Genomic DNA, 26,181 nt, shown 5'->3' with positions numbered 1-26,181 from the left:
GGCCGGGGAGTGCTGGGGAACGGGATCAGGAGGATTTCTTAGGAGGAGGTACCTATGGTGAGCTATAAGGCGCGGTTTGGGCTTTTGATTATGGTGCTCGTCCTTGCGGCCTGCAGCCAGCAGGGGGCGGGCCCCGCCCAGGGGGTGGACCCGCCCAAGCCCTCCGGGGAAGGGGGCGGGGGGCCCTCCCTCCAGGCGGTGTACTCCCCGGGGGCGGGTACCTGGAGCCCGGTGGGCTTCGCCTGGATAGACCCTCTCCAGGGGGCAACCCGTTTGACGGATTTGGACGGTGAGGACGACGAATACACCACCGTCTCCCTTCCCTTCCCCTTCCCCTGGGGCGGCAAGGCGGTGACGGAGATCGCGGTGAGCACTAACGGGGTCATTGCCGACGCCGACGAGGCCACCGATGAATACTACAACGAGTCCTTACCCTACTCCTACCAGAACCGCTTCGCCCCTGTATTCTGGGACGACCTCTCCAACGACTGCCCCCAGGGGGGCATCTACGTCCGCACCCTCCTCTCCGGGGGCCAGCCCGCCGCCTTCGTGGTGAGCTGGGTGGCCCTGCGGCATTACGGCACGGGCTCCGCAGGGTGCCTTGGCCAAGGCCCCGTCTCCTTCCAGGCGGTCCTCTACCCGGACGGCCGCGTGCTCTACCAGTTCCTGGACACGGACTTCGGCGACCGGGGGTGGAACGCGGGGGCCTCGGCCACGGTGGGCCTCCAGGGAGCCCCCGAGAGCTACCCCCAGGCCTACGCCCTCTGGAGCTACAACAGCCCCGTGGTGCCGGGCGGCACCGCCATTCTCTACACGCCCCCTCAGACGGCGCGGGCCTTGAGCGCGGGCACCCTCACCCCCCTCTGCCTCCTGCCGGACGCCCAGGAGGGCTCGCCTTACGGCCCGGTGAGCCTTTACGGCCCCTCCGACCTGGCCTCCCTGCCCTCCGGGATGACTAAGACCCTCTTCCGGGGCGGGGTTAAGGTGGACGGGGTCCCCGGTGTCGGTACGGCGGGGACCTACGTCCTGGCGGAGCCCCGGGCCCTCACGGGGGGCTGCTTCCTGAAGGTGAACCCAAGCGCCATGGCCTTTTAGGGGTCAAGACGCTCCCCCCGGCCGTGGCGGGGGGGAGTTAAGATTTTTGTAAGGCCCCATGAGGAAACTGAAGGAAGGGAGGTGGGACCGGGATAAGGAAGGGGTGGCTCTTGGGTGCTCGGACACATGGGTGAAGCTTGTGGCGAAAGGCGGTTTGTAAGGGTTTGTAAGGATGCTAGAAGGAGGTGAGTGCGGTGAAGACGGCGAAGTTTCTCTTGCTGGCCTTGGCCTTGGGGGTGGGCGTTCCGGCGTTGGCCCAGCGCACCTATCTGGAGGCCGGTACCAGGGCCGATATGAGCTTTTCTTTTGCGCAGCAGACGGCTTTCTCCCTGGTAGCTGTGGTGGACGCCGGGGTGCGGGACCTGGCGGGCCCCTTCGGGGTGGGGGGGCGCTTCGGCATCGGTGTGGCCCAGGGGGGCGCGGCCTTTGAGCTTGGGCTTTCCGGTCTCTTCCACTTCGGGAAGTACGGGGCCGGGATGAGTCCCCTGGCGGGCTTTGGCTTCCGGGTCTTCTTTGGTGGGGGGCAGACGTCCTTTGGCCTCAACGGGGTGGCGGGGATAGAGTACTTCGTCAACCGCCAGGTGGCCTTCGTGGCCCGGGCCGAGCCCACCCTCTGGTTCGCGGGAGGGGCCAGCTTCGGCCTGGACCTGCGGGCGGGGCTTCGGGTCTATCCCTAGGGGGGAGCTGTGCGGGTGCTGTTGGGAGGTTTGCTTGCCTTGGCAGCCCTCCTCGCCGCCTGTGGCGACCAGGGTCAGGGGGGTGGGGGGAGCCCCCCTCCCCCCATCGTCGGCCTGCCCACCCCGCCCCCTGGAGGTGGAGGGGGTGGGACGCCCCCACCGCCTTCGGGGGGCGGCGGCTTTGCCGGGACCCTCTACCTGGGCCAGACCATCTCCCAGGGCACGGTGCGGGGGAGCTGGGTCATCGCCCTCTACTACGATCCTTCACAGGATGCCTTTGACCAAGAAAGGAGCAAGGGCGTTCAGATCGGCCAAGATGGCCGACAGGCTCCCTTCAGCGTTTCTGGCCTGGCGGCGGGGCAGTACGTCCTCGTGGGGTTTAAGGACATGGACAGGGATGGGCAGGTGAGCCCTCCGGACTACCTGGGCATCTACACGGATTCCCAGGGCAACGTCCTCATCACCCCCGGCCAGAGCGGGCTGTCCTTGGTGATGGAGCTAGTGAGCGCTTATGGCTACGGTTACCAGAATACCCTGGTGGGTCTTCCTTCTTGGGCTGTGGACGTTCTCCGGGTGCTAGCAGGAAGGTAGCGCCCCACCCCCCCCTGGGGGGGGTGGGGGCACCTCCCCGGACTTCACCCTGGCCCTAGAGCCCTCCCAGGTGGCTCTCCAGGCGGGGGGGAGCGCTTCCTTGCGCCTCACGGTCACCCCTCAAGGGGGGTTCCAGGGGGCGGTGCTCCTGAGCCTGGAGGGGGCCCTCCAGGGGGTGGGCCTCTCCCCCCAGGCGGTGAACGTGGCCGGAACGGCCCCGGTGCAGGCGGACCTCACCCTCTCCGCCCAGGCCTCCACGCCCCCCGGGAGCTACAACCTCACCCTCAAGGCCACCTCGGGGAGCCTCGTCCGCACCCATCCCTTGGCCCTCACCATTCAGGGGGGCGGGAACATCTCCGGCACCGTGAGCCTGGGGCCGGGCATCCAGGGCCAGACCCCACCCCCTCTGGAGGCCGGGGTGGGGTCTATGCCCTCCCTCCCTCCCGGGCCCCAGGCAGTGCCGGGGGAGCTCATCGTGAAGCTCAAAGGCGACCCGGCTCCCCAGGCCCTTCCCTCGGTCCTACGGGCGGGTAGCTTCTCCTTGCGTCTGGAGAGGCCCATGGGTCTTCCCGGAGCGGGGGTCTACCGGGTGGAGGAGGGGGTTTCCCCCCAGGCCCTGGCCGAGGTGACTGCCCTGGAGGCCCTGGCTGCCCGGGTGGCGGCCCTCCCCGGGGTGGCCTACGCCCAGCCCAACTACCTCCGGTATCCCCTGAAGACGCCCAACGATGAGTACTACCAGTACCAGTGGCACTACGACCCCCAGCACCTGAACCTCCCCGCGGCCTGGGACCTGGAGGACGGCACGAGCCGCCCCGTGGTGGTGGCCGTGGTGGACAGCGGGGCCCTCATCCGCAAGCGCCACCCCGACCTCACCCCCGTCTTCCTGCCGGGCTACGACTTCATCTCCTACCCGCAGGTGGCCATGGACGGGGACGGCCGCGACCCCGACCCCGAGGACGAGGAGGCGGCCTCGGAGGGAGACCGGGGAAGCGGCTACCACGGCGCCCACGTGGCCGGGACCATCGCCGCCCTCACCGACAACGGCCAGGGGGTGGCGGGGGTGAGCTGGGGGGCCAGGGTGGTGCCCGTGCGGGTCCTGGGGTTGGGTGGAGGAACCGACGCCGATATCCTGGACGGCCTCCTCTGGGCTGCAGGAGTAGACGTTCCGGGGGTGCCCCGGAACGCCAACCCCGCTCAGGTGATCAACATGTCCCTGGGGGGTAGGGGGCTTTGCAACCAGTTACCCGCTTGGCAGGAGGCCATCAACCGGGTAAACGCCCAGCCTCAGAAGCCGGTGATCGTGGTGGCGGCGGGGAACGAGCAGGACGACGCCAGCAAGTATGTCCCCGCCAGCTGCCAGGGGGTGATCACCGTGGGGGCTACGGAGTTTCGCAACTACCGGTCTTACTTCTCCAACTACGGCCCCCGGATTGACGTCATGGCCCCTGGAGGGGACGTGACCCAGGACCTCAACGGGGACGGGTACGCCGACGGGGTCCTCAGCACCCTGTGGAGCAACGAGTGGGGCGAACCGGTCTATGGCTTCTACCAGGGCACCTCCATGGCGGCCCCCCACGTGGCGGGGATCGTGGCCCTCATGAAGGCGAAGAACCCCGGCCTGGGCTACGCCGAGGTCTTGAACATCCTTAAGAGCACGGCCAGGCCCCTCTCCGACCAGGCCTGCACCGGGCAACCCCATCCCAGGGTGACGGTCACCCTGCGGGCCTCCGACTGCGGGGCGGGCCTGGTGGACCCGGTGCGGGCCCTGGAGGCGGTGGGGGGCGGGCCCGGTCCGGGCCCGAGCCCCGACTTCCAGCTCCAGCTCTCCCCCGCGAGCCTAACCCTCGCCCCGGGACAGATGGGCCAGGTGCAGGTGAGCGTGGTGGCCTCGGGGGGCTTCTCCTCCCCGGTGAGCCTGATCCTCCAAGGAGCCCCTCCCGGGGTCACGGGGGGCTTCAGCCCCAACCCCGCCACCGCCACCAGCGTTCTCACCCTGAGCGTGGGCCAGGGGGCGGCCGAGGGGAGCTACGCCCTCACGGTGCGGGGCACGGCGGGAAGCCTCATGCGGGAGGCTAGCCTGAGCCTGAACGTGGTGGCCGCTCCTCCTCCGCCGCCTCCGCCCGCCACCATCGCCGGCACCTACGTCTTCGGGCTCTACATAGACGAAGACGGCAACTTGGACGAGACCAAGAGCACCTACATCCGCATCCTCCGGGACGGGCGGAGCGCCCCCTACACCCTGCGGGACCTGGCCCCCGGGACCTACCTGGTGGCCGCCTGGAAGGACGTGAACGAAAACGAGGAGGTGGACGACGGGGACTACCTAGGGGTCTACGTGGACGCCCAGGGCGACTACCTGGTCCGCCCGCCGAGGAGCGGGGTGGACTTCAGCCTGGAGGCCCTGGTCGTGTCAAGAGTTATGTGTAAGAGTCTGTGTACGGGGGGCATACCGCTCCTGAAGCATCTTCTCCAGTACCTCCTTCACCTCCGAGAACCCCTTTAGTTTCCGTTCTGCCCACCTCCCTTCCTGCCTCTCCGACTCCAGGTAAAGAAGCTTGTACACCGCCTCTTCCTTAGGAAACTTGTGGTCCCGCACCTTCGTCCCCCGCCGTAGCTCCCGGATAAACCGCTCCATCAGGTTGGTGCTCCGCAGGTACGGCCAAAGCACCTTGGGGTACCCGTAGAAGCGCAGGAAGGCCCCCGAATCCTGTACCCAAAGCCCCACCACCCCCGGGTACCGCGAACCCCAGGCGGCCTTCACCTCCTCCAAGGCCCCAAGAGCTTCTTCCCGGCTCTCCGCCCCGTACACCCGCCTCAGGTCCTCCGCCAGCAGGGCCCGGTCCCGGGAGCGCACCTGGGACAGGCTCCACCGCACCCCGTGCACCACGCACCGCTGCCATTCCGCCTGAGGGTAGACCCTGCGGATCGCTTCAGGAAGCCCGGGCAGCCCGTCGGTGACAAAGAGCAACACCCGCCGCAGGCCCCGCTGCCAAAGCTCCCCCAGGACCCCCTCCCATCCCAGGGCGCTCTCCGTGGGCAAAAGCCAGAACCCCAGGACCCGCCTCTCCCCATTAGGGGCGATGCCCAGGGCCACATACACGCTTTCCCGTACGATCCCTTCTCCTTCCCTGAAGACCTTTAGGGAAAGCCCGTCCAGGTAGACGAAGGCCATCTCCTCGGGCAAAGGCCGGGTGCGGAAGGCTCCTGCCGCCTCCAGGACCTCGTCCGTCAGGGCGCTCAGGGTCTCGTGGGAGTAGCGGTGGCCCAGGAGCAGGCTCAGTATCTCGGCCGCCTTGCGCTGACTGACCCCGGCGGCGTACAAGGCCACAGCTACTTCCCCCACGTCCACCAGGCGGCGGGCGTAGGGCTTAAGGAAAGCCGGGTAATACCGAGATTCCCGATCCCTAGGGACCTTCAGGTCCACCTGGCCGAAGGTGGTCTCCAGCTTGCGGGGGTAGTAGCCGTTCCTGCGGCCTCCGTGCACCTGCAAGAAGGCTGTCCGGTCCAGCTCCAGAACCGTCTGCAGAACCTCGGCTACTGTCTCCCGCACCGCTTCCCTCAGCAAGATCCGCAAGGTATCCTGGTCCACGGGGCACCTCCTCGTGCTAAGGTGTGCCCCCCTATTAAACACGGATCCTTACACATAAATCCTTACACGACCGAGGCCCTGATCGGCACCACCCTGGATAAAGGACAGCTGAGGAGCTGGATGGAGAGGGTACTTCGTAAGTAGCCTCTAAAAACAGCCCCCACCCCCTTAGGGGTACCCGGCGGATTCCCGCCGGGTATACTTTTCCCGTGCGCCCCCTTCTCGTGGGCCTTCTCCTTCTGGTTTCGGCCTGCGCCCTCCCCCCGCGCCTGGCGGAGGTCCAGGGGGCGTTGCGTCTGGGCCCCGGGGGGCCCCCCGTGTCCGGGGCCTGGGTGTACCTGGAAGGGCCTTCGGGGGCCTGGGGGGCGCGGACGGACGGGGGGGGGAGCTTCCACCTTCACGTGCCGCCAGGGGATTACCGGGCTTGGGTGGAGGGGGAGGGCTTGGCGGGGAGCGAGGTGCGGGGCCTCTCCCTGGCCCCGGGGCCTCAGCTCCTGGGCCTGGTGGCCCTCTCCCCCTTCCGCCCGGGGTGGCCCAGGAGGCCCCCCCTGCTGGAGGCCGAGGCGGGGGTGGAGGGGGGGCTTTTGCGCTACCGGGCCCGCCTCTTCCCCCAGGAGGGTCTTTCTCCCCTGGCCCTTCTGACGGGGCTCGGCTACGTGCCCGGGACCCTGTCGGTGGGGGTGGGGGAGCACCTCTATTTGGAGGAGACGCGGGACACCGGCTACCGCCTCCTGGACCCCAGGGGGCTTTCCGGGGCCACCACCCTCTTCCTGGTGGGCTACGACGCCAACAACAATCGGGTGGAGCTTCGTCTGCCCCTATGGCTTCCCGGAAGGGCGGGCCAGGGGGGGCCCCGGTGGGCCAAGGCCGTGGCCTACACCCTTTCCCGGCGGGTGGAGGCCCTGGGGCTTCAAGGAGGGTATAGCCTTCTGGTGAGGCTCTCCTGGGAGGGGGGGGAGGGGCCTTTTAGGATCTTCCGGGAAACGGAAGTGGGGGTTCAGGAGGTGGCCTACCTCCCCCAGGGGACGACGGCCTTCACCGATGCCGGGCCCGGACTTCGCCCCGGGGAGCGGGTGTGCTACTGGGTGAGGGGTCCGGAAACCCAAGCCTACACCTGCACCACGCCTCTTCCCCCTTTGTCCGTGAGCATCTCCTCTCCCGGGGAAGGGGAGGTCACGGGTCCCACCCCGCGGCTCGCCTGGGCCGTGGAGGGGGGTGGGAGCGGGCTTTCCTTCGCCTTCCAGCCGGTGGTGTGGGACCAGCTCACGGGAGGAGGGCTCTTTCTGGGGGTGACCCAGGGGACAGAGGTCCAGCCTCCTCCCCTCCTCCCGGGGAGGCCCTACACCTTTGAGCTCTACCTGGCGTACGCCGTGGACGACCCGGAAAATCCCAGGGCCTACAGCGTGGCCGCCGATCGGCAGGGGAGCCTTTCGGGGATCGCCGTTCCGGGGCCCAGCGTGAACTTTGAGGTGAGGCCGTGAGGAGGTGGAGCTGGATTCTCCTGGTGACGTTGGCCGCCTGCGGCGGCCCGGGGCTGCCTTCCCACGGGGGCAAGGACCCCTTCCCCCCTTCTGCCCTGGTCCTCGGTTATGAGACGGAGGCCCAGGTGGAGGCCGCCGCCCAGGCCCTAGGGGCAAGGGAGGTGGTCTGGCTTGAGACCCTTCGGGCCGCCCGGTTGGGGCTTCCACGTGCCCTTCCTTTGGCCGAGGCCAAGGAGCGGCTCCGCCCCTTGGGGCTGCGGTACGTGGAGGAGGAGGGTCAAAGGGACTACCGGCCCCTCCCAGAGGGCCTGCAGCCCCAGGGGGTGAGCCCCTACGCCTGGCACCTGGAGGCGGTGCGGGCGGAGGAGGCCTGGGGGGTCTCCACCGGGGCCGGGGTACAGGTGGCGGTGTTGGACACGGGGGTAGACGCCACCCACCCCGCCCTTCGGGGGCGGGTGCTGGAGGGTTTGGACGCGGCCACGGGCCTGCCCCTTCCGCCGGACGCCGATGAGAGTCTTGGAGAGATGCACGGGACCCACGTGGCCGGGCTGGCGGTGGGGGAGGGCGTGGGGGTGGCCCCGGAGGCCCTCCTTCGCCCGGTGCGGGTCTTCTCCCCGAACTACGTCGGGGACTTCCGGGTGGCCCAGGCCATCGTTTGGGCCGTGGACCAGGGGGCAAGGGTCATCAACCTCTCCTTCGGGGGCACCGCCTATTCGTACCTACTTCATGAGGCCATTAACTACGCCCTGGAGCGTCAGGTGGTGGTGGTGGCCGCCGCGGGCAACCAGGGGAGTGTGGCCCGCTTTTATCCTGCGGGCCTTCCCGGGGTGATCGCCGTGGGGGCGGCGGACGGCCAGGGCAGGCCGGCCTGGTTTAGTAACCGGGGGTCCTGGGTAGGTGTGTGGGCCCCGGGGGTGCGGATCTACTCGGCCGTTCCGGGAGGAGGGTATAGCCTCCTTAGCGGGACCTCCATGGCCAGCCCCATCGTGAGCGGGATCGCGGCCCTCATCAAAGCCCGCAACTCCTTTATGGAACCTTTTCACGTGTATCAGGCCCTAAAGGCCGGCTCTGGGCCGGATGCCCTTTTGGCCCTTCAGGCTTCCTATTCTCAGCGGCCTGCCTGCCTCTATCTGCGGGTGTCCTGGGAGGGTGTGCCCGCCTCGGATGTGGACGTGACCCTCGTGGGACCCGTGGCCTTTTTCGCGAGGACCAACGCTCAAGGGGAGGCAAGGTTGCTTCAACTGCCCCCAGGGGACTACAAGCTCACCCTCGCCCTTTCTACCCCTCAGGGAAGGTGGTTTCTGGAGCAAAGCTTAAGCCTGACTCCGGGCTTCTCTTGCCTTCTTCCCCTGACCTTTTCTCTGCCCTAGGGATTTGCTTAGAGCCGCAGGGCCAGGCCGAAAGCTATGGTGGAGCGCTGGCTGGCCTGGCTGTCAAAGAGGTAGCGCTGGTGGCCTTCCAGGAAGAGGCTTAAGTGGGGTACCAGGCGGAACCCGGCGCCCACCAGGAGCTGGCCGAAGGAGGGGCCACCCAGGTAAAGCCCCCCTCCTACCCCAAAGTAACCGTCCAGGTCGCCGTAGGAGGCGCGGAAGGTGAGGTCCAGGCTGGCGAGGCCCTGGGCGGGCTCGGCGAAGGGGGCCTCGTAGGCCAAGCGCAGGCCCAAGGGGCCAATGAGGGCGTCGTGGCCCAGGAAGAGGCGGCCATGCCAGTCCCTCTGCACGTCCCCCTGGTAGAGGGCGAGGCCCAGGTGGAGGGGGAGGCGGCTTGGGGTGAGGGCGCGCTTGAGGGCGGCCACCTCCTCCTCCAGGGCTTTCAGGCGGGCCTGGTCCTGGGCCTGGGCGGCCTCCAGAGCTTTAAGCCTTTCCTCCAAGGACCGGACCCGGTTCTCCAAGGCCTCCAGGCCTTCCTCGGCCCTCTGGAGGCGGGGCTCCAGGGCTTGCAGGCGGTCTTGGGCCTCCTGGGCCAGGCGCGTGGCTTCGGGGAGGTCCTTTAGGGCCTCTTCCAGGCGCCTTAGGGCCTCCTCCTGGGCGGAGCGGGCCTTCTCCAGGGCCTCGAGGCGGCCTTTAAGCTCCTCCTGGGCCCGCCTCAGGGCCTCCACCTCCTTGGGGTCGGCCTGGGGGCGGGCTTCCAGGGCCTTAAGGCGCTCCTCCAGAGTCTTCAGGGAGGCTTCCGTCCCCTTGAGGTTTTCCTCAAGCCTTTTTGCCTCCAGGGCCTTTTGCGCGGCCTCGAGGACCTTTAGGGCCTCCTCCAGGGCCTGAACCCGCCGGGCCAGGTCGTCCTTCTCCTTGCGGAGGGCCTCGAGGGCTTCGGGGTCCGCCCCGGGCTTGGCCTCCAGCTCCCGTACCCTGGTCTCCAGGGCCTCCTTCTCCTCTTTGAGGGCGGCCAGGGACCGGGCCTGGGCCTCGAGGTCCTTCTGCAAGGCCTCCACCCCTTTGAGGAGGCGGTCCACCTCCTCGGGGGAAAGCCGGTCTAGCCCATAGGCGGCCAGTAGGCGGTAAAGGGCCAACGCTGCTTCTTGGCGGGTCATGGGTTCCCGCCAGCGGAAGGAGCCGTCAGGGTATCCGATGAAGACTCCTTTCGCCACAAGGATCCTCACCGCTTCCTCGGCCCAAGGGGAAGGGGGGGCATCCTGACTTTGCGACAAGCTTAGGGTGCCCCCGACGAGGCTCAGGACCAACAAGTAGCGAAGCTGCTTCATGAGTTCCTCCAATAATCAACCTGGAGGGCAAGGTGCCCCCAGAGTGCCTTCCTCGTTCTCAGAGCAGGTGGTGGGCCTTTCCGATGAGGAGCATCAGGGCCACGGTGCCCGCGGCCAGGAGGATGAGGAGGAGCATAAAGAGGACGAACCTGAGGTCAAAGGTCTCCCCTTCCGTGGTGAGGACCCGCGGGTTGAGGATGAGGTAGAAGAAGAGGGTCACCAGGGCCGCACCCAGGGCGAACAGCGCGATGTACACCATACTTCCCTCCCTAGAAGAGGCGGAAAAGCGCCTCCAAGCTCGCCTTCAAGTCTACCAGCCCCACCCCGTAGGTGGGAACCCCCAGGGCCCGCCCTACCCCCCCGAGGTAGGGGCCCTCGGTCTCGGGCAGGTCCACGGGGAGGGGCGGGCTCTCCCAGGCGGGGTAGGCCCGGCGCTCGGGGTAGAGGAGGCCCGTGGGGCTTCGCACCCGGAGGTGGAGGGGCGCGCCCTCGGCCTCGAGGGGCCGCCAGCCCGCCTCCGTCTCCTTCCCCCCGGGGAAGCCCCGCCCCAGGCCTTGCCCGTAAAAGGCCAGGAGGAGGCGGTCCGGGCGGTGGCGGCGGAGGAGGTGCTCCAGGGGGGCGCGGGTGGGCCCGGTGAGGGGGAGGCCCTCCAGGGTGGGGGAGAGGGGGGAGGGGTCCAGGGCGAGGAGGACCCGGCCCCGGAAGGCGAGGCCGTTTAGGGCCTGGAGCACGGGGAGGGCCTCGGTGTAGGGGGCGTGGAGGAGGGTGGTGCCCCCGCCCCTTCCCCCCTCCAGATAGCAAAGAAGGGTGCCGAACTCGTCCAGGTAGGCGCGGGTGTGGAGGGAGAGGACCTCGAGGTCCTCGCTCAGCCGTTCCAAAAGGTCCGAGGCCATGCCCATGCTATTCTAACCCCGTGCGCCACCTGGTCCTCTCCGACATCCACGGGAACTGGCCCGCCCTGGAGGCGGTGCTCCAGGCCGCCCCCCCCTTTGACCGGGTGCTCTTTCTGGGGGACGCGGTGGGCTACTACCCGGATGGGGACCGGGTGCTCGGCTGGCTCCGGGAGGTAGGGGCGGAGTGCGTCCTGGGGAACCACGACGCCTGGCTCCTCGCCCTGGACCGGCTCCCCGTGGAGGGCGTGGTGCTGGAGATCCTGGAGTGGCAAAGGGGCCGCCTCTCCCCCGAAAACCTCGCCTTCCTCGCCTCCTGGCCCTGGCAGCGGGAGGTGGAGGGGGCGCTCCTCGTCCACGGAAGCCCCTGCGACCCCTGGGAGTACCTGGACGACCTGGCCCCCGCCCGGCAGGCCTTCCGCTGCAGCGAGGCCCGGCTCGCCTTCCACGGGCACACCCACCTGGCGGGGGCCTTTCTGGAGCTCCAGGGCCCCCGCCCCTGGGTGCGCTACCAGGCCTTCCCCGAAGGGGGGGAGCTCGTCCTCCCCCCCTCGGTGCGGGCCCTGGTGAACCCGGGCTCCGTGGGCCAGCCCAGGGACGGGGTCCCGGGGGCGGCCTTCGCCCTTTGGGAGGGGGACCGGATCGCCTTCTACCGGGTGGCCTACGACCTGGAGCGCGTGGCCGCCCGCCTTGCGGAGGAGGGCTTTCCCCCATGGCTCTACACCCGGCTCACCCTGGGGCAATAATCGGGCACGAGGCCGTTCTCGCCCTCCTTCCCCGCCTCACCGCCCAGACCCTGCTCTTCTCCGGCCCCGAGGGGGTGGGGCGGCGCACCGTGGCCCGCTGGTACGCCTGGGGGCTCAACCGCGGCTTCCCCCCGCCCTCCCTGGGGGAGCACCCGGACGTCCTCGAGGTGGGGCCCAAGGCCCGGGACCTCCGGGGCCGGGCCGAGGTGCGGCTGGAGGAGGTGGCGCCCCTCTTGGAGTGGTGCTCCAGCCACCCCCGGGAGCGGGTGAAGGTGGCCATCCTGGACTCGGCCCACCTCCTCACCGAGGCCGCGGCCAACGCCCTCCTCAAGCTCCTGGAGGAGCCCCCTTCCTACGCCCGCATCGTCCTCATCGCCCCAAGCCGCGCCACCCTCCTCCCCACCCTGGCCTCCCGGGCCACGGAGGTGGCCTTCGCCCCCGTGCCCGAGGAGGCCCTGCGCGCCCTCACCCAGGACCCGGAGCTCCTCCGCTACGCCGCCGGGGCCCCGGGCCGCCTCCTTAGGGCCCTCCAGGACCCGGAGGGGTACCGGGCCCGCATGGCCAGGGCGCAAAGGGTCCTGAAAGCCCCGCCCCTGGAGCGCCTCGCTTTGCTTCGGGAGCTTTTGGCCGAGGAGGAGGGGGTCCACGCCCTCCACGCCGTCCTAAAGCGCCCGGAGCACCTCCTTGCCCTGGAGCGGGCGCGGGAGGCCCTGGAGGGGTACGTGAGCCCCGAGCTGGTCCTCGCCCGGCTGGCCTTAGACTTAGAGACATGACCGTGGGCGTACGCTTCCGCACCCCCGTCCTCCGCTACGTCCGCTTCCGGGGGGAGGCCCCGCCCGTGGACGCCTTCGTGGTGGTCCGCACCGGGCGGGGGCTGGAGGTGGGCCGGGTCCGCACCCCCCCCGTGGACCGGCCGGCCTCGGGGGAGGTGGTGCGGCTCGCCTCCAAGGAGGACCTGGACCGGGCCGCGAGGCTCCGCGCCCGGGCGGAGGAGGCCCTCCACTTCGTCCGGGCCCGGTTCCGGGAGGAGGGGGTGCGGGCCAAGGTCCTGGGGTGCGACTTCACCCTGGACGGCCGCCACCTCGTCATCCACTACAGCGCCGAGGAGCGGGTGAACCTGAGGCGCTTTGCCCCCGAGCTCGCCCGCGCCCTGGGGGCCCGGATTGAGTTCGTGGCCGAAGGCCCCCGGGAGGAGGCCCAGTACCTTGGGACCTTGGGGGCCTGCGGCATGGAGTCCTGCTGCTCCACCTGGCTCCAGGGCTTCGCCCAGGTGTCCATCAAGCTCGCCCGGGACCAGCAGCTTCCCCTGAACCCGGAGAAGATCTCGGGCCCCTGCGGGAGGCTTCTCTGCTGCCTCACCTACGAGCACCCCGTCTACCAGGAGCTTCTCAAGGAGCTTCCCCGGAAAAACGCCCGGGTCTGCACCAAGGCCGGCCTCTGCGGCAAGGTGCAGAAGGTGAACCCCCTGAAGGGCACGGTGGAGCTCCACCTGGAGGACGGGAAGACCTTGGAGGTTCCCAAGGAGGATCTGGCATGAGGTCCTACCGGGCGCAGGGTCCCTTGCCGGGCTTCTACCACTACTACCCCGGCGTCCCCGCCGTGGTGGGGGTGCGGGTGGAGGAGAGGGTGAACTTCTGCCCGGCGGTGTGGAACACGGGCCTCTCCGCCGACCCCCCCCTCTTCGGGGTCTCCATCAGCCCCAAGCGCTTCACCCACGGGCTCCTCTTAAAGGCCCGCCGCTTCTCGGCGAGCTTCCACCCCTTCGGGCAGAAAGACCTCGTCCACTGGCTGGGAAGCCACTCGGGCCGGGAGGTGGACAAGGGCCAGGCCCCCCACTTCCTGGGCCACACCGGGGTGCCCATCCTGGAGGGGGCCTACGCCGCCTATGAGCTTGAGCTCCTCGAGGTCCACACCTTCGGCGACCACGACCTCTTCGTGGGCCGGGTGGTGGCGGTCTGGGAGGAGGAAGGCCTCCTGGACGAGAAGGGAAGGCCTAAGCCCGGCCTTGCCCTCCTCTACTACGGCAAGGGCCTCTACGGGCGCCCCGCCGAGGAGACCTTTGCGCCGTGAGGGAGGCGGAGGCCTTCGCCCAGAAGGTGCGCCGCCTGGTCTTCAACCGCCAGGGGACGGAGGCCCAGGTCTTCTTTGAGGAGGGCTTCCTCTACCTCCGGGCGGACGCCCACGCCCGCTTCGCCCAGGGGGTGGGGGCGGAGCGCCTCCAGGGCTTCGCTTTTCTGGAAAACGGGGTGGAGCTCGTCTTCCGGGACGGGAGCCGCCTGAGGCTCCTCCACCGCCTGGGGCGGCTTCGCGCCTACTTCTCGTAGGGCTTGCCCACGGCGGCCGGGGGACGGCTTTTGCCGATGAAGCCCGCCAGGACCAGCACCGTGACCACGTAGGGGAAGGCCTGGACCAAGACGGCAGGGAGGATCTCGCTCCCCTGAAGCTGGATGGCGAGGGCCGAGGCGAAGCCGAAGAGGAGGGTGGAGAAGAGGATCCCCACGGGGTGCCACTTCCCGAAGATGAGGGCCGCCAGGGCGATGAACCCCATCCCCGCCGACATCCCCCGCACGAACTGGTTCAGGAAGCCGATGGAGAGGTAGGCCCCGGCGAGGCCCGTGAGGACCCCGGAGAGGACGACCCCGACATAGCGCATGCGGTGGACGTTCACCCCGAGGGTGTCGGCGGCCTCGGGGTGCTCCCCCACGGCCCGCAGGCGGAGGCCGAAGGGGGTCTTGAAGAGGACCCACCAGGTGAGGGGCACGAGGAGGAAGGCCACGTAGACCAAGGGGGAAAGCTGGAAGCCCTCGGGGCCCCAGAGGGGGAGGCGGTTCGCCACCTCCTTGGAGCTCGTGGCGTTGCCGTAGAAGTAGGTGAGGACGAGGCTCGGGGCGCCTAGGGCCAGGAGATTGATGGCCGTGGCGCTGATGATCTGGTCGGCGCGGTACTTGATGGAGACCAGGGCGTGGACGAAGGCCACCAGGCCCCCTACCCCCATGGCGGCGAGCACCCCCACCCAGGGGAGCCAGGGGTGGGGCCCGGGGCCTAAGGCGGCCTCGAGGCGCTCCACCACCACCGCCGCCGTGAGGGCGCCGAAGAGGAGGATGCCCTCGAGGGCGATGTTCACCACCCCGCTCCTCTCCGAGAACATCCCCCCGAGGGCGGTGAGGAGGAGGGGCGCCGTCTGGCGCAGGGTGGAGAGGAGAAGCGCGGTGAGGAAGGCGGCGTCCAGGCTCATTCCTTCACCTCCTTTTCCGCCTTGAGCTCCACCTCCGCGGCCCTTAGGGGGTCGGTGAAGTACCGGGGGAGGAAGCCCCCGGCGGCGATGAAGAGGACGATGAGGGCCTGGAGCACCGCCACCAGCTCCCGGCTGATGCCGAGCTGCAGGTTCACCTGGAGCCCCCCGGTGAGGAGGATGCCGAAAAGCCAGGCGGCGAGCCCCACCCCAAGGGGGGTGTTCTGCCCCATGAGGGCCACGGCGATCCCGTCAAAGCCCACGGAGTAGGGGAGGGACTGCTTCAGCCGGTACTCGTCAATCCCCCCGCCCAGGACGTAGTGGGCGGCGGCGAGGCCCGCCAAGGCCCCGGAGAGGAACATCACGAGGACCACCTTCCGCCCCACCGCCACGCCCCCGTACTCCGCCGCCTTGGGGGCGAGGCCCAGGGCCCTGAGCTCGTACCCCCCCACGTGGCGGAAGACGTAGAAGTGGAAGAAGAGGAGGGCGAGGAGGGCGAGGAGGAAGGCCCCGTTCAGGCGCACCGAGGTGAGGTCGGGGCCGAAGGCCACCTGGGGGCCGGGAAGAAGCCCCCCCACGCCGTAGCCCAAGACCCCAAGGAGCGTGGCGGCGAGGACCCGGTGGCCCAGGCTCTTCCGCACCAGGAAGTAGCCCAAAACCCCCAGGAGGAGGGCGAGGGGCAGGGCGAAGGAGAGCTCCCCGCCGGGGGCCACGAGGTCGGTCCAGTGGGGGATGCGGGCCTCGGGCCGGATCTCGTAGCTCCGGGCCTCGTAGCCCGGGTACTTGAAGGGGAGGTACAGGGTCTTTCCGAAGAACTTGTACTCGTTGGCGGAGATGAGGAAGAGGAAGAGGCTCGCCGCGATGTAGTTGAACATGATGGTGTTGATCACCTCGTGGGCCCCGAAGCGGGCCTTGAGCCAGCCCGGGATTGCCCCCCAAAGCCCCCCGGCCAGGGCGGCGGCGAGGAGGGCCAGGGGCAGGACGAGCCACCTGGGGCCCGGGAGGTAGACCCCCACCAGCATGGCGGCGATGGCCCCCAGGATGAGCTGCCCCGGGGCCCCGATGTTGAAGAGCCCGCCCCTAAACCCCAAGGCCACGGCGAGCCCGGTGAAGACGAGGGGGGTGGCGAGGAGGAGACTCTGGAGGAACCCGGAGGGGTTCACCAGGGGGCTATAGAGGAGCTGGTAGGTGTAGGTGATGAGGTCCAGCTTGAGCATGAGGGCTTCACGGAGGCTTTGCGCCTCCCCTGGGTTCTCCTTCAGGAGGGCCACGATGGCCCCGCCCAGGAGGGAGGCGAGGAGGAGGGAGAAGAGGGGCACCACCAGCCCCCGCCTCCGCACCAAAAAGGCGAGCCCCCCCGGGGAGAACACCCGGGCGAGGAGGAGGAGGTAGAGGCCGTAGGCCAGGGTGGCGTAGCTCCCAAGGCCCAGGCTAAAGCGGCGCAGGAGGGGCCTTTCCGCCCCGGCGTTCGCCTGGGCCACGCTCCCCTGAAAGAGGAGGTAGGTGAGGAGGAAGAGCCCTAGGCCCAAGGCCCCGGCCCAGTAGAGCCCCCGGACGCCCGCCCGGGTCCAGGGGAGGAGGAGGCTTAAGGCAAGCCAGGCCAGGGAGAGGTAGAAGACGGGGTAGAGCCAGGCGTCCTGGTAGCCCTGGGGGAGGCGGCCTTGGGGCAGGTGGTGGCCGAAGGGGTTGAGGAGCACCCCCTCCCCGCCGAAGATCCGATGGGGCACGGCCCAGGGGGCCAGGTACCAGAGGAGGAGGGTGACCCCGCCTCCCAGGAGGACGAGAAGCCCCAGGCGCTTGCGGTCCGTCAACACGCGGAGGATTTTACCCTAAGGGGGTGGCCTTTCGTGCTAGACTCCCCTCGTGGCGGCTTCCCCGGAGGAAAAGGCGAAAAGGGTGCGGCGGATGTTCTCGGAGATCGCCCCCCGCTACGACCTCCTGAACCGCCTCCTCTCCTTCGGGGCGGACCTCCGCTGGCGCAGGCGGGCGGTGGACCTGGCCCTGGAGAAGGCCCCAAGGCGCATCCTGGACCTGGCCACGGGGACGGGGGACCTGGCCCTCATGCTCAAGGAAAGGGCCCCCGGGGCGGAGGTGGTGGGGGCGGACTTCGCCCCGCCCATGCTGGCGATCGCCCGCAGGAAGGCGGAGGCGAGGGGCCTCGAGGTCCGCTTCCTCGAGGCGGACGCCCTCGCCCTCCCCTTTCCCGACGGGGCCTTTGACGCGGTGACCATCGCCTTCGGCTTCCGCAACTTCGCCGATTACGAAAAGGCCCTAAGGGAGCTTTACCGGGTCCTGGCCCCCGGGGGGAGGCTCGTGGTTCTGGAGTTTCCCCCGCCCCCTAAGGGGGCCTTTGGCCTCGTCTACCGGGTCTACTTCCAGCGGGTCCTCCCTTTCCTCGGGGGGCTTATTTCGGGGAACTTCGGGGCCTACCGCTACCTTCCGGAAAGCGTGGAGGCCTTCCCCGCTCCTGAGGCCCTGAAGGCCATGATGGCGGCGGCGGGGTTTTCCGTGCGCTACGAGCTCCTCACCTTCGGGGTGGCGGCCATCCACGTGGGGGACAGGCCCTAAAGCCTGGCCGCTTGCCTCAGCTCCTCGTCGCTGGGAAGCCTTCCCTCCTTGAGGGCTTCCACCAGGAAGCGGGCCATCCGCCCGAGGGCGTCCCGCACCTTGCGCCACTCCTCCAGGGGTTTCCCCGTGGGGTCGGGGAAGGAGACGTGGCGCCTCTCGGTCCTTGCGGGGTAGGCGGGGCAGGCCTCCTTGGCCTGGTCGCACACGGTGAGGACGAGGCCGAAGTCCCAGGGGTCGGGGACCTCGAGGAGGGTCTTGGAGAAGTGGCCCGAGAGGTCCAGCCCCACCTCGGCCATGACCCGCTTGGCCTCCTCCTTCACGAAGGCCTTCTCCGTGCCCGCGGAGTGGACCTCGAGGTCCACCCCAAGCTCCCGGGCGAAGTGCTTGAGCCAGGCCTCCGCCATCTGGCTCCGGGCGGAGTTGTGGGTGCAGAGGACGAGGACCCGCATCCTCCAAAGCCTAGCCCCCCTCGGTCAGGGGGAGATCATGCGCTCAAGCTGGGCCACCTTCTCCTCGAGGACCCTTATCCCCCGGCGCCAGAAGTCCACGCTTTCCAGGTCAAAGCCGAAGCGGAGGGCGAGCTCCTTGGCCCGGTAGCGGCCGGACTCGGCGAGGAGGGCCTCGTAGCGCCCGGCGAAGCCGGGGTCCTCCTTGGCCTCCTGGTAGACGGCAAGCCCGAAGAGGAGGCCGAAGGTGTAGGGGTAGTTGTAGAAGTCGGCCCCGTAGTAGTGCCCCTTCACCGCCCACATGTAGGGGTGGCGGGTGGCGAGGGCCTCCCCGTAGGCCTCCTCCTGGGCCTTGAGCATGAGCTCCTTGAACTCCCTTGGGGAAAGCTCCCGCGCCTTGCGCCTTTGGAAGACCCAGGACTCAAAGAGGAAGCGGCTATGGATGTCCACCACCACCTGGGCCGCCCCCTGGAGGTAGGCGTCCAGGATGAGGAGGCCCTCCTCGGGGGAGGCCTCCTTGAGGGCCGCCTCCACCACCAGGGTCTCGTTCATGATGCTCGCCGTCTCCGCCAGGGTCATGGGGACCCGGCGGAGGGAGGCCGGGGCCTCCTTGAGGGCGAAGTTGTGGTAGGCGTGGCCCAGCTCGTGGGCCAGGGTGGAGACGGACTCAAAGCTCTCCTCGTAGTTGGCGAGGATGAGGCTCTTCCCCCCGCCCCGGGCCATGCAGTAGGCCCCGCCCACCTTGCCCTTTCGGGGGAGGAGGTCCATCCAGCGCTCGTGGAAGGCCATCTCCGCCACCTTGGCGGCGTTCGGCACCAAGGCGGCGAGCTTGGCCGGGATGAAGGCCCGGGCCTCCTCCAGGCTCCAGCGCCTTCCCCGGCCCAGGGGGGCGAAGAGGTCCCACCAGTCCAGGCGCTCCTTGCCGAGGGCCCTGGCCTTGAGGAGGAAGTAGCGGCGGAAGAGGGGAAGGCTCTCCCCTACCGCCTCCTGCATGGCCTTTAGGGCCTTCCTGGTGATGCGGTTTTCGTGGAGGGTGGGCTCGAGGTCGTCCCTATAGCCCCGCCTCCGGTTGAGGACCGAGGCCTCTCCCTTCACCCCGTTTAGGGCGAAGGCCAGAGGCACCTCGTGGGCCTCCCAGGCCTTGAGCTCGGCCTCGTAGGCCTTCTTCCGCACCTCTTCCTCGGGGTGGAAGTAGAGGTTCCGCACCTTGGTGATGGGCATCTCCTCCCCGTCCACCACCGCGGTGATCTGGCTGGTGAGGCTCTCGTGGAGCTTGTCCCAAGCCGCCCTCCCCGAGAGGGAAAGCTCCGCCGCCAGGACCTCCTCCCCCTCGGGCATCATGTGCAGGGCCTCCTCCTTGGCCTCCTCCACCAGGAGGCGGTGGGGCCCGGCTTCCTCGGGGTCCTTCAGGGCCAGGTAGCGGGTGAGGCGGGGCCTTAGGCGCTGGAAGTCCAGGAAGAGGATCTCCAGCTCGGAGAGCTTGGCGAGGGCGGCCTCGTCCCGGGTGTCGGCGCTGTAGCGGGCGTAGAGGTAGGCCCGGAGGGGGGTGGCCTCCTCCAGGAAGGCGTCCAGAGCGGCGAGGACCTCGGGGAGGGGGGCCTCCCGCTCAAGAAGCCCCTTGAGCTCGCCGATCCTCCCCTTCAGGCCCTCCCAGGCCCTCTGGAACTCGGGGCTTTCCAGGCCGGGGAAGAGGGGGGTGAGGTCCCAGGTGGTTTCCATGGCCCCACTATACCTGACCCGCCGGTCAGAAGCCGGGGGGTTCCAGGTAGACGCGGAGCCTTAGGAGGACGAGGGCGAGGAAGCCCGCGCCCTCCGGGGGCACCCCTTCCCAAAAGGCGGGGTCCAGGGGGAGGGCCACCCTGCCCCAGAGGGGGAGGTCGGTGTTCCAGGAGCGGTCGGCGAGGTCCGCGAAGGCCCCGCCCAGAAGCTCCCAACCGGCCCGGGCCTCGAGGAGGTACCCCCCCTGCTCCAGCCGGGCGAAGCCCACAAGGCCGATGGGGAGGGCCTGGCCCTCCAGCGCCAGGCCGAGGACCGGCTTCTGGGCGAGGGCGGGGAGGAGGAAGAGGAGGAGGGGCGCGAGCCTACGCACGAAAGGCCTCCCGAAAGGGGCTCAGGGGGTAGCTCCCTAGAGGCGTTCCACCTTGAGGTCGTCTATGTGCCAAATGATGCGGTCCCCCAAGCGGTTTATGCCGATGCCGATACCCCCGGCACGGTAGTCGGGGTCTTTCCATTCTATGACCGTCTGCTGGTCCACCATGACCCGGACCGTGCCGTCCGACCGGGCCTCGGCGGCGAAGTCGTGCCAGTTCTGGTCCTTAAGCGCTTCCGTGAGGGGCTTCAGCTCCCTCCGGCTCACCAGGGTGAAGCGCTGGTCCCCCGCGACCTTGATGAGGTGGACGCCGCCCGTGTAGCCCCATCCTAGACGGACGATCAGCATGCGGTCGCCGCTCCCATGGACGAAGAGGCCCACGTCCAACGTGCCCCCGGTCTCGTACTTGAAGCGGAAGGAGACGCGGTAGTCGGTCCAGTCGGGGGCGCCCGTGGTGAGCATGGCGGTGTTTGCGGCCTCGAGCCTAAGGGCTTTGTCCAAGCCGCCCTGGGGCGTGAAGGTTTCCGCCACCGCAGGGGAGAGCGTGCCATTCGGGGCCTTGTAGACGCCATACCGGTCCGGGGCCACCATGGGAAGCACGGCCCCCGTGGGGTAGGAGGAGAAGTCGTCCACGAAGGCGCTTCCCGCCGGGGGCAAGGGGTTGCCCGGGAGGACCTTGATGACGGGGGCGGTCACGCCGCCTTGGGCCTGCCCGGCGGGCTGGGAGGGCTGGGGGGGGCTGGCGGGTGGGGGCACCTGGACGGGCACGTTCACCCGCACCCCGGGAAGGGGTTCCGCGGTGATCCTAGGGGCGCAGGCCCCGAGCAAAGCGCCTGCCGCCAGAAGCCACAACCCTTTCCTCATACCTGCACCTCCTTTGCCTTTGTTGTACCATCCTGTCGGTTAAGGCCTGGTTAAGGAAGGCCCCGAAGAAAAGCCTAGGGAACGGTGACGACAAAGGGCTCCGAGCGCCACCCCTCGGGGGAGCGGAACTGGAGGCGCAGGGCGAGGGGCGCCCCGGGCCCGAGGAGCCCCCGGTGGGTGTAAGAGGCCTGGACCAGGGGAAGGCTCGGGCACGTGGCCCCGGGGGGAGGGTTGAGGGGGGAGAGGGCCTTCCCTTCCGCCTTTTGGCAGAGGGTGAGCCGGGCGAAGAGGGTGAAGGTGTGGACCTCGGGCTGGAGGATCCACAGGAAAAAGCCTCCGGGCCCTTCGTGCAGGCTCAAGGCGTAGCGGGGCTGGGTGGGGTCGCGGTCAAAGCCGTGGTAGGGGAAGGCCACCACCCGCTCCCCGCCCGGAAGCCGGGGCGGGTCCAGGGTGTAGAGGTCCAGGGGGACGTCCCCCAGGGGCAGGGGGTGGAGCCGGACTTGGAAAACGAGCTCCGTGGGCCCGGCCTCCGCCCGCAGGACCTCCACGCTCTGGGGCTCCCGGCGGACGAGGCGGGCCGGGTACAGGTCCAGAACCAGGGGGCCGAGGGCCTCGAGCCTTGGGGCCTCGGCCCCGTAGAGGCAGGCCACGTAGGCCCTTTCCGGCACCCTGTCCGGGGGTAGGGGCCTCTCCACGAGGCCGTGGCGCTGGTTCAGGGGGACGAAGACCTCCTTAAGGGTGAGGACCTGCCCCAGGAGGCTTCCCCGCGCCTTCCGGGCCAGGTCCTCGGGCGGCCGGTCCGTGAGGGCGCAGAGGGGGGTCTCCTGCCCCCTGAGGAGCCAGGGGGGGAGGTCCAGGTAGAAGCGGCTTCCCTCTCCCTCCGGGGTGTAGAAGACGGCGAAGGCCTCCTCGTGGAGGCGCACCAGGTTCCGCCCCAGGTAGGGGCCATCCCGGTAGACCTCCTCCCAGCGGGCCACCACCCCGTAGGGGTCCCCCACCTCCTCCGCCCTGCCGGAGGTGGCCACGGGGGGGCGGACCCGTTCGCGGTGGAGGACCCGGCCCTCCGGGGTGTGGAAGACGAGCTCAAAGGGGAAGGGGGGAAGGTCCGTGAGGGGCCTGAGGTCCAGGGGGTAGGTGTAGCGCACCTTCCCCTGGGGCCCGGCGGGGCCCCAGGTCCGGACCTCCACCTTGAGGGCCCCTCCCTCCCGCACCGCCTTCCCGAGCCGGACCCCGTACCCCTCGCTTGGGGCGGTCCCCAGGAAGGCGAAGAGGAGGGGAAAGCCGGGAAGCCTCTCCCGCACCGCCTCGGCCGCGGGAAGGGGGAGGGTGGGGAGGTCCTGCCGCAGGGCCTCCGGGTCCAGGTAGAGGGCGAAGCGGGCGTCGGGGAAGGGGGGGACGCCCGGGGCCCCGGCGGGCGCCCGGGGCCCCGGGGTGGGAACGCAGGCGGCGAGGAGGAACGCTGGGGACGCGATGGAAAGGAGAAGCCTACGCATCCGTGGGGTCTGGGGGAATGCTCCGGGCCTGGAGCGTTTTCCTAGACCCCCCAGGCCCGGAGGCGGGGTGTCTAGCAGCGTTTAAGGAGCCGTGTAGGTCATGTCGTACCGACTAGCAGACTTCAAGACAACTCCGGGCGTACCGATCGGGAAAAGGCCAGGTTCCGTCTGCCCCTCAAGGAGCTCGGAGAGGGTCCGGTTCGCCATTAAATGGTAGACCCTAGCCGTGACTTCGGTTCCGGAGGGCGGCAGGGTGCTTTCAAAGTGCGTGTGGCTCGTGAGATCTGGGACGGTGTAGGTCGTCGCGCTACCAAGGAAGCCACGGGAGAGCACGGCCTGAATCGTATATTGCGTGCTGTCAACGCTCCAATCCAGGTTCAGGCCGAAGAGTAGCGTGTCCGCGGCTAGGCTGAGGTTTCCAACTTGGGGTGGATTGCCATCCACGGTGACGTCTAGAACACTGGGAAGGTTAACGCTTGGGGGCGGGCCGTCGCTGGCGGCGCGGGTTTCTTGGTACACAAGTTCGTCGTAAGGCTCGGAGGACTCCTGGACCGCAAAGGCCTGGAAGGCGTAGACCGAGGCGAAAGGAAGTTGGTAGTACGCAACCTCACGCAGCTTGGAGGCCAGAAAGACGGTTCCGCCGCTCGTGGCTCCGCTCACAATCCAGTACTTGGCCATGCCCGCAGGGGCCGTAAAGTCAGGGAGCGTGGCTGTAGTGAAGCTGTCGTCCCCTGCCGCAAAGGTAATCGTGTAGTTCCCTCCGTTGGCGATGCTAAGCGTTTCCTTGCGGGCCGCGATCAGGTTCAGATCCATGTCCACAAGGAACGCGACGACATCCTGTGTCCCGGCCGTCTCCGCAGGGGCATCGGCGTTCATCGTGCACGGCCATCCAAGAATCGGATAGCAGTTACCCTGGAACCCCTTGCCCCAGATCATGGCAAAGGCGTTATCGCTGGGGAAGGGGCCCGGGTCCACGCTCAGGCTAAAGCTGATCTGGTCGGGCTCGGTGCCGCCGCAGCCGCTGACCACTCGGTTCAGTTCGGAGACCGTGGCGCCGAAGAGTTGCAGCCGGATTTGCCCGAATTCGTTGCACACGAGCGCGACCTCGTAGGCACCGGTGGCGGTGAACGAGAAGTTCGTTGGGTCCGCGGGGGCCTGCCACGTCCCACCGCCCACACGGTAGAGGGCGGCGCGCATGCCCGGGGCGGACACGGTTACGGTGTTGCCGCCGCCCCCACCGTCGCCGCCCCCACCGCTCCCGCCGTCGCCGCCCCCACCGCCCCCACCGCCCGTCTGCCCGCCGCAGGCGGCGAGGAGAAGGCCGAGGCCGAGAAGCAACAGAACCCAGGTCTTGCGCATACGCCATCACCTCCCTCTGCTCGAGGCCCTTGGCTTTTGGACCTCACCCCACCTATAGCACAGGCCCGGTTAAGGGTCGGTTAAGTAAGCCCGCGGGGAAAACCTTCCCGGAAGGGCCTCCTCCACCCGGGCTTGGGCCTGGGGGAGGCTAAGGCGCCGGGCCCAGCGGAGAAGGCTTTCCTTGACGCGGGCGTCCCACCAGACCCCGGGGGGGAGGTAGGCCCGGTAGGCCTCCCCCTCCAGGCGGACGAGGTCCGGGTCCAGGGCCTCGCGGAGGTGGTGGACCGCCACCTGGAGGCGCTTCTTGGGGTTTTTGCTCCCGGGGAAGAGGAGGCGGGCGAGGGCCTCGGCCTCCAGGGCTTTCCGGCGCCAGAGGAGGAGGAGGAGCAAAAGCTCCTTCCGGGAGGGAAGGGGGAGGGGGCCTTCCTCGGTGCGGGCCTCGAGGGCCTTGAGGCTTCGCACCCGAAGCCACCCCACACCCGCGAGGAGGGCTTCCAAAAGGCCCTCCTCCCCCGCCTCAAAGGCGAGGAGGGGAAGGGGGAAGGCCCTCTCCCAGAGCCAGAAGTCCTGGAAGCCCGCCTTTAGGACCTCCCGGGCCAGGGCCTTGGCCTCCCCTGGAGAGGGGGCTTTCAAGAAGAGCTCCAGCCGGGCGAGGAGGAGAAGCCTTCCCGCCCCCGCCTTCTCGGCGAGGCGGAGGGCCTCTTCAAAGTGCTCGGGCCTACCGCAGAGCCTGCCCGCCACCAGGTGCCACTCCGCGAGCTCCCCCGGGCTTCCCCCTTCCTGGAAGAAGGCGCGGGCCCGCTCCAGGCTCCCCTTCGCCCCGAGCCGGGCCAGGCCCAGGTGGACGAGGCCCAGGGCGTAGGGGTCGTGGGCCTTCTCCAGGTGGGCCTCGGCCTCCCGGTAGAGGCCTTCCGCTTCGGGGAGGCCCGCCTCCCGGTAGAGGTCGGCGAGGTTGAGGAGGGTGTAGCCCATGGCCCGGTAGTCCCCGGAGGCCCAGGCCTCCTCCCTGGCCCGGAAGAGGGTCCTTTTGGCCTCCAGGAAGCGGCCCAGGTAGCTTAGGGCCTCCCCCAGGGAGAGGAGGGTGTAGGCCCGGGAGAGGGGCGCGGTCTTCAAGGGGAGGACCTCCCGGTAGAGGCGCACCGCCTCGGCGAGCTCCCCCAGGTGGTGGCGGGCGATGGCCAGGTTGTGGAGGGCGAGGGCCTCCACCTCTTTGAGCCGCTCCTTGCGGGAGAGGAAGAGGGCCTCCTCCAGGTCCTCCGCCGCCTCCCGGTAGCGGCCGAGGCGGATCCGGGCCGCCCCCCGGCTGGTGAGGAAGCGGGCCCGCAAGGGGGTCTCCCCCAGGGCCACCCCCTGGGAGAAGACGCCCTCGGCCTCCCCGTGGGCTCCCTTCAGGCCCAGGAGGGTGCCCCGGGCGAGGAGGGCCTCGGCGAGGAGGGCGGGGTCCTCCTCGGGAAAGCCCTCCAGGACGGCGAGGCCCCGGTCCAGCTCCCCCCGCATCCGGTGCCCCAGGGCGAGGAGGAGGCGGAGGCGGGGGGAGGGGTGCGCCACCCGCTCGGCGTGGCGGAAGAAGGCCTCCACTTTGCCCCCTTCCAGGAGGGGCCTTCCCGCCCGCTCCAGGGTCCAAAGGAGGAGCCCGCCCCCGTAGCGCCCGGCGGCCTCCAGGGCCTCTTCCCAGGCCCCGAGGGCGAGGGCGGCCTCGAGGAGCCTCCTGGCCGTCTCCTCGGGCGGTAGGGGGTGGGTGGCCTCGAGGTAGGCGGCGAGGGCGGGGAGGAGCCTAAGGGGCACCCCCTGGGCCAGGGCCTGGGCCAAAAGGGCCTCCACCGCCTCCCCGAACCCCGCCTGGCGGAAGGCGGCCTCGGGGAGGGGAAGGAGGAAGGGGCGGAGGTCCAAGGGGGGAAGGAGGCCCTCCAAAAAGGCGCGAAGCTCGGGGGTCCAGGCGGCTTCCCCCCGCTCCAGGGCCCTCCGGGTGAGGTGGGGCCAGCCCCCGAAGAGGGCGTGGACGGGCCCGGCAAGCTCCCTCTTCCCTAGGCGGCGGGCGAGCTCCCCCACCTCCTCCGGGGTGAAGGCCAGATCTTCCGGGCCCAGGCGGTGGAGGGCGGGAAGCCGGGCCTGCCGGGCGGCCACCACCTGGCCCGGCAGGACCTCGGGCGGGGGCTTTCTTAGGTCGTAGCAGCCCGGCTCCGGGCTCCAGTCCCGGCGGTAGGGGAGCCCCTTGGCCTCGGCGAAGCTCTTCAGGAGAAGGGTCTTCCCGAAGCCAGCCGGGGCGTGGACCAGGACCCCTTCAGGGAGGCCTTCCTGAAGTGCCCGGAGGAGCCGAGGGCGGTGGAGGTACACCCCCTATAGGATACCCTTGTCCGGGGAGG

Annotated in this window: 25 protein-coding genes; 12 read left to right on the top strand and 13 right to left on the bottom strand. The window is 69.5% G+C overall.

Going from position 1 to position 26,181, the window contains the following annotated elements:
• The first annotated feature begins 90 nt into the window (after positions 1–90).
• The 4 genes from TTH_RS09490 to TTH_RS11400 all read left to right on the top strand — a co-directional run bounded on the left by TTH_RS09490 (position 91) and on the right by TTH_RS11400 (position 4,866).
• On the top strand, positions 91–1,095 hold the full coding sequence (locus TTH_RS09490; protein WP_164926079.1) for a hypothetical protein: 1,005 nt from the start codon (positions 91–93) through the stop codon (positions 1,093–1,095).
• Positions 1,096–1,388: 293 nt separating this feature from the next.
• The gene (locus TTH_RS09485) at positions 1,389–1,772 is read left to right on the top strand and encodes a hypothetical protein (RefSeq protein WP_164926078.1); all 384 of its coding nucleotides are present in this window, start codon (positions 1,389–1,391) and stop codon (positions 1,770–1,772) included.
• Positions 1,773–1,802: 30 nt separating this feature from the next.
• Positions 1,803–2,363, top strand: a complete 561-nt coding sequence (locus TTH_RS11405) for a hypothetical protein (protein ID WP_197525140.1) — start codon at positions 1,803–1,805, stop codon at positions 2,361–2,363.
• 100 nt (positions 2,364–2,463) lie between these two features.
• Positions 2,464–4,866: a S8 family peptidase gene (locus tag TTH_RS11400; RefSeq protein WP_197525139.1), complete on the top strand. Its 2,403-nt coding sequence runs from the start codon at positions 2,464–2,466 to the stop codon at positions 4,864–4,866.
• Here the strand turns inward: TTH_RS11400 and TTH_RS09470 are convergent.
• On the bottom strand, positions 4,774–5,994 hold the full coding sequence (locus TTH_RS09470; protein ID WP_011228558.1) for an IS256-like element ISTth4 family transposase: 1,221 nt from the start codon (positions 5,992–5,994) through the stop codon (positions 4,774–4,776). The genes TTH_RS11400 and TTH_RS09470 overlap by 93 nt on opposite strands.
• 167 nt (positions 5,995–6,161) lie before the next feature.
• On the opposite strand from TTH_RS09470, the gene TTH_RS09465 reads away from it, so the two are divergent.
• A complete protein-coding gene (locus tag TTH_RS09465) occupies positions 6,162–7,433 on the top strand; it encodes a carboxypeptidase-like regulatory domain-containing protein (protein WP_011228969.1) in 1,272 nt (423 codons plus the stop codon).
• Positions 7,430–8,803, top strand: coding sequence for a S8 family peptidase (locus TTH_RS09460; RefSeq protein WP_011228968.1), 1,374 nt, complete (start codon positions 7,430–7,432; stop codon positions 8,801–8,803). The genes TTH_RS09465 and TTH_RS09460 overlap by 4 nt, the downstream gene beginning before the upstream one ends.
• A gap of 8 nt (positions 8,804–8,811) precedes the next feature.
• Here TTH_RS09460 and TTH_RS09455 read toward each other — a convergent pair whose 3' ends face one another.
• The 3 genes from TTH_RS09455 to TTH_RS09445 are packed head-to-tail and all read right to left on the bottom strand — an operon-like array spanning position 8,812 to position 11,030.
• Positions 8,812–10,131: an S-layer homology domain-containing protein gene (locus TTH_RS09455; protein ID WP_011228967.1), complete on the bottom strand. Its 1,320-nt coding sequence runs from the start codon at positions 10,129–10,131 to the stop codon at positions 8,812–8,814.
• Positions 10,132–10,189: 58 nt separating this feature from the next.
• Complete coding sequence (locus tag TTH_RS09450) at positions 10,190–10,390, bottom strand: hypothetical protein (RefSeq protein WP_011173886.1); 201 nt, start codon at positions 10,388–10,390, stop codon at positions 10,190–10,192.
• Between the two features lie 10 nt (positions 10,391–10,400).
• Positions 10,401–11,030 carry a hypothetical protein gene (locus tag TTH_RS09445; protein ID WP_011173885.1) on the bottom strand — a complete coding sequence of 210 codons (630 nt, stop codon included), beginning with the start codon at positions 11,028–11,030 and terminating at the stop codon, positions 10,401–10,403.
• 14 nt (positions 11,031–11,044) lie between these two features.
• Between TTH_RS09445 and TTH_RS09440 the strand changes: the two genes are divergently transcribed.
• From TTH_RS09440 to TTH_RS09420, 5 genes are read left to right on the top strand one after another with little or no spacing between them, the layout of a single operon-like run.
• Positions 11,045–11,767 (top strand): metallophosphoesterase family protein, encoded by a 723-nt coding sequence (locus TTH_RS09440; protein ID WP_011228966.1) that lies wholly within the window; start codon positions 11,045–11,047, stop codon positions 11,765–11,767.
• On the top strand, positions 11,734–12,540 hold the full coding sequence (locus TTH_RS09435; RefSeq protein WP_011228965.1) for a DNA polymerase III subunit delta': 807 nt from the start codon (positions 11,734–11,736) through the stop codon (positions 12,538–12,540). Before TTH_RS09440 ends, TTH_RS09435 begins: the two co-directional genes overlap by 34 nt.
• Positions 12,537–13,304 carry a PSP1 domain-containing protein gene (locus TTH_RS09430; protein WP_011228964.1) on the top strand — a complete coding sequence of 256 codons (768 nt, stop codon included), beginning with the start codon at positions 12,537–12,539 and terminating at the stop codon, positions 13,302–13,304. Before TTH_RS09435 ends, TTH_RS09430 begins: the two co-directional genes overlap by 4 nt.
• The gene (locus TTH_RS09425) at positions 13,301–13,837 is read left to right on the top strand and encodes a flavin reductase family protein (RefSeq protein WP_011173882.1); all 537 of its coding nucleotides are present in this window, start codon (positions 13,301–13,303) and stop codon (positions 13,835–13,837) included. Before TTH_RS09430 ends, TTH_RS09425 begins: the two co-directional genes overlap by 4 nt.
• A complete protein-coding gene (locus TTH_RS09420; protein WP_011173881.1) occupies positions 13,834–14,091 on the top strand; it encodes a hypothetical protein in 258 nt (85 codons plus the stop codon). The genes TTH_RS09425 and TTH_RS09420 overlap by 4 nt, the downstream gene beginning before the upstream one ends.
• On the opposite strand, the gene TTH_RS09415 is transcribed toward TTH_RS09420, so the two are convergent.
• Complete coding sequence (locus TTH_RS09415; protein WP_011228963.1) at positions 14,079–15,002, bottom strand: ABC transporter permease; 924 nt, start codon at positions 15,000–15,002, stop codon at positions 14,079–14,081. The genes TTH_RS09420 and TTH_RS09415 overlap by 13 nt on opposite strands.
• The gene (locus tag TTH_RS09410; protein ID WP_011228962.1) at positions 14,999–16,813 is read right to left on the bottom strand and encodes an ABC transporter permease; all 1,815 of its coding nucleotides are present in this window, start codon (positions 16,811–16,813) and stop codon (positions 14,999–15,001) included. The genes TTH_RS09415 and TTH_RS09410 overlap by 4 nt, the downstream gene beginning before the upstream one ends.
• A 49-nt stretch (positions 16,814–16,862) precedes the next feature.
• Between TTH_RS09410 and ubiE the strand changes: the two genes are divergently transcribed.
• The gene (ubiE, locus tag TTH_RS09405) at positions 16,863–17,567 is read left to right on the top strand and encodes a bifunctional demethylmenaquinone methyltransferase/2-methoxy-6-polyprenyl-1,4-benzoquinol methylase UbiE (RefSeq protein ID WP_164926077.1); all 705 of its coding nucleotides are present in this window, start codon (positions 16,863–16,865) and stop codon (positions 17,565–17,567) included.
• On the opposite strand, the gene TTH_RS09400 is transcribed toward ubiE, so the two are convergent.
• The 7 genes from TTH_RS09400 to TTH_RS09370 form a co-directional block, all read right to left on the bottom strand.
• A complete protein-coding gene (locus TTH_RS09400; protein WP_011228960.1) occupies positions 17,564–18,016 on the bottom strand; it encodes an arsenate reductase ArsC in 453 nt (150 codons plus the stop codon). The genes ubiE and TTH_RS09400 overlap by 4 nt on opposite strands.
• 24 nt (positions 18,017–18,040) lie before the next feature.
• Positions 18,041–19,732 carry a M3 family oligoendopeptidase gene (locus tag TTH_RS09395; protein WP_011228959.1) on the bottom strand — a complete coding sequence of 564 codons (1,692 nt, stop codon included), beginning with the start codon at positions 19,730–19,732 and terminating at the stop codon, positions 18,041–18,043.
• A gap of 25 nt (positions 19,733–19,757) precedes the next feature.
• On the bottom strand, positions 19,758–20,102 hold the full coding sequence (locus TTH_RS09390) for a hypothetical protein (RefSeq protein ID WP_011228958.1): 345 nt from the start codon (positions 20,100–20,102) through the stop codon (positions 19,758–19,760).
• 36 nt (positions 20,103–20,138) lie between these two features.
• A complete protein-coding gene (locus TTH_RS09385; RefSeq protein ID WP_164926076.1) occupies positions 20,139–20,966 on the bottom strand; it encodes a hypothetical protein in 828 nt (275 codons plus the stop codon).
• Between the two features lie 74 nt (positions 20,967–21,040).
• Positions 21,041–22,459 (bottom strand): hypothetical protein, encoded by a 1,419-nt coding sequence (locus TTH_RS09380; protein ID WP_011228956.1) that lies wholly within the window; start codon positions 22,457–22,459, stop codon positions 21,041–21,043.
• 81 nt (positions 22,460–22,540) lie between these two features.
• Positions 22,541–23,818, bottom strand: a complete 1,278-nt coding sequence (locus tag TTH_RS09375) for a hypothetical protein (RefSeq protein WP_011228955.1) — start codon at positions 23,816–23,818, stop codon at positions 22,541–22,543.
• Between the two features lie 69 nt (positions 23,819–23,887).
• On the bottom strand, positions 23,888–26,152 hold the full coding sequence (locus TTH_RS09370; protein WP_011228954.1) for a hypothetical protein: 2,265 nt from the start codon (positions 26,150–26,152) through the stop codon (positions 23,888–23,890).
• Positions 26,153–26,181 lie beyond the last annotated feature (29 nt).

The sequence above is a fragment of the Thermus thermophilus HB8 genome (genome assembly GCF_000091545.1).
GTDB lineage: Bacteria > Deinococcota > Deinococci > Deinococcales > Thermaceae > Thermus > Thermus thermophilus.
The sequence above is the reverse complement of the archived record's forward strand: the minus strand, read 5'-3'. Positions and strand labels throughout refer to the sequence as shown.